The organism is uncultured Christiangramia sp. (assembly GCF_913046405.1).
GTDB classification, from domain to species: Bacteria; Bacteroidota; Bacteroidia; order Flavobacteriales; family Flavobacteriaceae; genus Christiangramia; species Christiangramia marina.
Genome location: NZ_CAJWRQ010000145.1, coordinates 1 through 5410 on the forward strand (window position 1 = coordinate 1; position 5410 = coordinate 5410).

At 37.7% G+C, this 5410-nt stretch carries 6 protein-coding genes and 1 pseudogene; 6 read left to right on the forward strand and 1 reads right to left on the reverse strand.

The annotated features are described in order from the left end of the window. From QZ620_RS13370 to QZ620_RS13385, 4 genes are all read left to right on the forward strand, one after another. On the forward strand, nucleotides 1–847 hold an 847-nt coding region (locus tag QZ620_RS13370; protein ID WP_295182570.1), incomplete at its 5' end, for an MFS transporter. A gap of 40 nt (nucleotides 848–887) precedes the next feature. Continuing rightward, nucleotides 888–1325: a DUF1801 domain-containing protein gene (locus QZ620_RS13375; RefSeq protein ID WP_295182572.1), complete on the forward strand. Its 438-nt coding sequence runs from the start codon at nucleotides 888–890 to the stop codon at nucleotides 1323–1325. A 135-nt stretch (nucleotides 1326–1460) separates the two neighbouring features. After that, entirely contained in the window at nucleotides 1461–1919 is a 459-nt protein-coding gene (locus QZ620_RS13380; protein WP_295182574.1) for a DUF4168 domain-containing protein, read from the forward strand. Nucleotides 1920–2056: 137 nt separating this feature from the next. After that, nucleotides 2057–2722: a hypothetical protein gene (locus tag QZ620_RS13385; RefSeq protein ID WP_322302292.1), complete on the forward strand. Its 666-nt coding sequence runs from the start codon at nucleotides 2057–2059 to the stop codon at nucleotides 2720–2722. Here QZ620_RS13385 and QZ620_RS13390 read toward each other — a convergent pair. Next, complete coding sequence (locus QZ620_RS13390; RefSeq protein ID WP_295182575.1) at nucleotides 2719–4254, reverse strand: GH3 auxin-responsive promoter family protein; 1536 nt, start codon at nucleotides 4252–4254, stop codon at nucleotides 2719–2721. The two genes, QZ620_RS13385 and QZ620_RS13390, sit on opposite strands and share 4 nt — an antisense overlap. Nucleotides 4255–4481: 227 nt before the next feature. Here QZ620_RS13390 and QZ620_RS13395 point away from each other — a divergent pair, with 227 nt between their 5' ends. Further along, the gene (locus QZ620_RS13395) at nucleotides 4482–5069 is read left to right on the forward strand and encodes a carboxymuconolactone decarboxylase family protein (RefSeq protein WP_295182577.1); all 588 of its coding nucleotides are present in this window, start codon (nucleotides 4482–4484) and stop codon (nucleotides 5067–5069) included. A gap of 15 nt (nucleotides 5070–5084) precedes the next feature. Next, nucleotides 5085–5410 (forward strand): annotated as a pseudogene (locus tag QZ620_RS13400) (histidine kinase); the annotation flags it as partial.

Sequence of the window (5410 nt, forward strand, 5' to 3'; positions counted from 1 at the left end):
TATCTATCCGGTTGGGATGAAAATAGCTTCAGATCACTTCGAGAAAGGATTGGGCCGGTCTCTGGGGTTTCTGGTAGGCGCACTGGTTCTGGGTACGGGTTTTCCTCATTTATTGAAAGCTACCAGCGAAATTGTTCAATTGAGCTGGAATGTGGTTATTACTAGCACAAGCGCATTGGCGCTTTCAGGCGGACTTCTCCTCAGGATGCTGGTTCCCGATGGACCATTTCGGAAACCTCATGAGGCTAAAGATTCTTTTAATATTCTCAAACTCTTCCAAAATTCTAATTTTCGAAGCGCTGCATTTGGGTATTTTGGCCATATGTGGGAACTCTATGCCTTTTGGGCTTTTGTCCCTTTTATGTTAAAAATTTACAATCACTTCCACCCTGATAGTATCTCGAATATTCCTCTTCATAGTTTTCTCATTATTGGTTCTGGAGCGGTGGCTTGTGCTATCAGTGGTATTTTATCTGAAAGATTCGGCGTGGCTCGTGTTGCCAGAACTGCATTGATCTTTTCAGGAATATGTTGTCTCATATCTCCTTTGCTAATGTTATTTGCTTCGGAAGTGTTCTTTATTATTTTTCTGATATTCTGGGGTGTCATGGTTATTGCCGATTCTCCTTTGTTTTCAACACTTATCGCAAGATCTGCTCCTGCTGAAGGTCGGGGAACTGCACTTACTTTAGTCAACTCTATAGGATACGCGATCACTATATTGAGTATCCAGATTGTCGGTAGGAGCCAGGAACTACTTCCTCAGCAATATATGTTCGTGATACTCGCTGCAGGTCCAATTCTGGGAGTTATTTATATCAAAAACTTCAGAAGTAAAAGTTTATAAAAGAATCCACGGCATTCCTTAGATTGAAGAAAATAAGATCATGCAAATTGAAGGCAGTTCTCCAGAACAGTATATTTCCGAAGCTCCAGCAGAAAGAAGAGAAGCGCTCCAGAATTTGAGAAATATTATTCTGGATAACCTTCCCAAAGGATTCGAGGAAATCAAAATGATAGGTTACGTGGTGCCTCATTCTATATTTCCAGAAGGATATCATTGTGATCCCAAACTACCACTCCCCTTTGCACATCTTGCCAATCAAAAAAATTACCTTGCACTTTATCATTCAGGTATTTATGCAGACGCTGAGTTGAGAAATTGGTTTATAAAAAGCTATAAAAGTATGACCGGGAAGAAACCTGATATGGGAAAAAGTTGTGTTCGTTTTAGGAATATGCAGCAAATTCCTTATAATCTTATTGGTGAGCTTATGACCAGATTTTCTGTTGAAGAATGGGTCGCACTTTATCAAAATCGTTGAAAAACATTTTAGGTTTAACAGATTAGTGTGAATGCAGTTAAACCTCTCTTAAGTATTTGATCATCTTTCTTAAAGAATTGGTGAGCTTTACTGAATACTGTAAGTTCACCAGCTTAAATATAAAATAAAAGATTTATGAAAAAGATATTAGGTGGAATTGCGATGATCTTCGCATTGGGAACAGCAACGGTGAATGCTCAAAATGCACCACTACCACAACAACAAATAGAGGTAACCGATTCTGAATTAACTGAATTTGCTGAAGTTTTTCAGAAAATGAGAATGGTAAATCAGGAAGCTCAACAAGAGATGATACAGGTTGTCCAGGAACAGGAACTGGATCTTCAACGATTCAATGAAATTCATCAGGCAAACATGGATCCAAATAAGGAGGCGGAAACGACTGAAGCTGAATCAAAACAGTATAAAGTTATAGTTGCAGAACTGGAAGAGATTCAGCCACAATTTCAACAGAGAATGGAGAAATTGATTGGTGAAAGTGACCTTAGTAGAGAGCGCTACCAACAACTGGTAATGGCATTACAAAAAGATCCTGAACTTCAACAAAGACTGCAGAAGGTACTACAAGGATAATTTGTAACTTCTAAGTATATAAAAGTGGGCTGTGCCCACTTTTTTTTTGCCTGTGATCGAAACATTTAAGTCTATTTTAAAATTCGAATGTTCCAGAGGCATCAATTTTGTTGTAATTTTAAAAATATTAAATAACTATGGCAAGCCTACAAAAAAGCAGATTCAGTATTATCATAATCATGATGATGTTTACGTGGTGCAATGCCCAGCAGAAATCGAACATGCATCAAAAGGACAGTTTAGAGTATAGCAACAAGATTGTACCAGATAATATATGGCGTGAAACCTACGTAGCGCTCTCTCACTACCCGGAACTTAAAGACACCCCAATTGAATTTAAATTCAAAAAGAACATAAAAAAGTCATTTATGCAGGCTCAGCCAAAGTTGAGCGGATTCTTCAAAAACAGGAAGAATAGAAGCTATGTTATTTACATTAATGAAAAATTCAAGATCGAAGATGAGACCTTTAGCGTAAAGGACGTCCCTTCTGAAGTTTTAATAGGTTGGCTTGGTCATGAACTTGGTCATGTGATGGACTATCGCGATCGATCTGCCATAGATATGTTGTGGTTTGGAATTCGTTACGTAACCTCAAACAACTATATACGTGAAGCAGAAAGAGCTGCAGATACGTATGCTGTAAACCACGGATTAGGACAGAACATTATTGCTACTAAAGATTTTATCCTGAATCACTCCAAACTTAGTGAAAGCTATAAGAGCAGGATCCAGGATTTATATTTATCTCAGGAAGAGATTATGGTCCTAATTGATGAAATTCATGAAGAAGTTATCGATTAGTTCTTCGATTTGAGGTCTTTAATGAATTTTTCCCATTCTGCGAACTTCTCTTCATTCATTACTTTTTCCATTTTAACCTGGCCACCTTTTTTCTTGTTGGCTGCGTTCCATTCATGAAAAGTATTGGGATCTATAGTTTGTACACGAACACCTTTCAAGGCTTTTCCACGAGCTACTTTGTAATTCTTATTGGCGTTTTTCAAAGCGTTATCCAGGCTTTCAGCTAATTTATCCGCATCTGCAGAATCCTCTGTCCCCAAATACCAGTAATGATAATATTCATTGTCTTCTCCCCGTTTAGCTGAAACTACATATTCCGGGATCCTGATATCATACTCTTCTTCAAGTTCCTGAACAGCATCGTTCATTTTATTTACTGAAAGTTGAGAGCCTACCACATTCAGGAAAAATTTTGTTCTTCCAGTAATTCTGATCTCATGCTTTTCTTTATCTGTGAACTTAATGGTATCACCAATTATATACCTCCAGGCACCACTCACGGTCGAAATTAATAATACGTAATCAACTTCCTCTTCTACGGCGTCTATGGAAATAACCGGCGCATCATCTGTTAGTGATCCGTCCTGATTAATATATTCAGGCTTGAACGGTACGAACTCGAAATAGATCCCATTATTGGTGATCAACTTCATTGAGTGCGTATTTGGCCTTTGCTGAAACGCCAAAAATCCTTCGGAAGCCAGATAAGTATCAATAACCTGTACCGGTTTCCCAAGTAACGCATTAAAACTTTTCTCGTATGGTTCAAATGCAACTCCACCAGAAGTGTAAACCTGTAGATTAGGCCAGATCTCGTGTATATTATCAACATTATGATATTTAATAACTTCTTTTAGCATAAGTTCCATCCATGACGGAATTCCGCTTAATGCACCTATGTCCCACTCTTTTGCAGTCTCTGCGATCTTCTTTACACGCTCATCCCACTCATCAATTTTAGCGATCTCAACGCCTGGCTTATAATAACCTCTAAACCAGAATGGAATATTACTGGCGCTAATACCACTAATTTCACCTTCTTCGTGATCTCCTTCCTTCTGCAAATCTGTAGAACTTCCCAACATCATTATTTCTTTTTCGAAAAAATCTGCTGGAAGATCAAAATGGCTAAGAGCACTCACCTGCTGTATTCCGGCATTCCGAATGGAATCAACCATATCTTCAGTCACCGGGATTCTTTTACTGGTCTTACCAGTAGTTCCCGAACTTAAAGCAAAATATGGTGGTGTACCCGGCCAGGTTACATCTGTTTCCCCTTCGTGGTATAAATGCCACCACTCTTTATCAATTTTATTATAATCAAAATAAGGAACTCTATTTGCAAATTCCTTTTCCACATCTTCTGCCTCAAGGATTTCTGCAAACTTATAATGCTTTCCAAAGGCTGTATCTTTTGCCTTCTCTAATAGATTTTTCAAAACATCCAGTTGTTCGGTATTAGCGTCACCTTCTGAAGTAAAAGAATCTTTTATATCAATTAAACTCTTGATTATAGAACCGAATATTGCCATTTCTCTATGTAGTTTTTAATCTATTCAAAACTAAAGATACCATCGCTCTCCTACTAAAGATTACAAAATATTTAACTCGTTAAGATTGTAGTCTATATCTTACATTCTTAAAAACTAGAGTAAGTATTTCTGAAAGAAAAAGTTAAATGCGCTTTCACATCGATGAAATGCAAAAAATAACTATAATATTTACAGCCCGAAAAATAAATTATAGCCTTTACAATTACATGAATCAAATCTTACCCCAGAACCAGTCTCGTTATAGAATGGTTTCCTACGATGAAGCTTCTCCTGAAGTTCAAACAATTTACGACGATACCAAAAAAACCTTACAACTGCCCTTCGTTTTAAACTGGTTTAAATGCCAGGGTGATAATGCGACTCTACTAAAAGGGAACTGGAGCAAATTGAAGAATACGCTTATGGAAGGTGAAGTTCCTAACGTATTAAAGCAATTGATCATCTACAACGTTTCAAAAGAGAGAGGTTGCAATTACTGTTCTCATGCTCACGGAATATTTGCAGATAGTATGAGCAGTATGATCTCGGAAGATGAAGGTTTTAAAGCTACACAACATATCAATAGTCCGTCGATGCCGGTAAGTTACCGAACCGCTGTACAGATCGTTACCAAAGCAGCTTTAAATCATTCAGATATTTCTGATGAAGATTTTAGTAGTCTGGAAAAAGCAGGTTTTACAAAGAGAGAAATCCAGGAGCTTATGGCTCAGGCAGATCTGGTAAACATGCTGAATACGATTGCAGATGTATCTGGAATAAAGATCGATAACGAACTTTTAGAAACTCCGGAATAAGGGTTTCCTTTTACGATGCAGGACATTAGCAGTAATACTTCCCAGCTTTACAGGATCACTTATGAAGCATACTCTAAGTTCGCCAACGGTATAAATCGTTGTTCGAACCTGGAAGAGATCGCCAATGTTTGTAGGACAAACCTGAAGTATCTTATTAATTTCAGGATCTTAAGGATGTGTATTATTCGGGAAAAAGATAATTTCATCGTTGAACAGTTCTCTGGTAACATCTGGTATGATTTTGAATCGGAAACCGAGATATTTCCTTACGAGAGAGATCTTAAAGAATCGGGCATTCCATTACTTACCGGAAGTATTCCAGAAAAACTCCTGAAGAATAA

Bases quoted from the DNA above. Each gene is read 5' to 3' on its own strand.
- QZ620_RS13380 (WP_295182574.1), top strand. From the start codon at position 1,461: ATGAAAAAGATATTAGGTGGAATTGCGATGATCTTCGCATTGGGAACA.
- QZ620_RS13385 (WP_322302292.1), top strand. From the start codon at position 2,057: ATGGCAAGCCTACAAAAAAGCAGATTCAGTATTATCATAATCATGATG.
- QZ620_RS13375 (WP_295182572.1), top strand. From the start codon at position 888: ATGCAAATTGAAGGCAGTTCTCCAGAACAGTATATTTCCGAAGCTCCA.
- QZ620_RS13390 (WP_295182575.1), bottom strand. From the start codon at position 4,254: ATGGCAATATTCGGTTCTATAATCAAGAGTTTAATTGATATAAAAGAT.
- QZ620_RS13395 (WP_295182577.1), top strand. From the start codon at position 4,482: ATGAATCAAATCTTACCCCAGAACCAGTCTCGTTATAGAATGGTTTCC.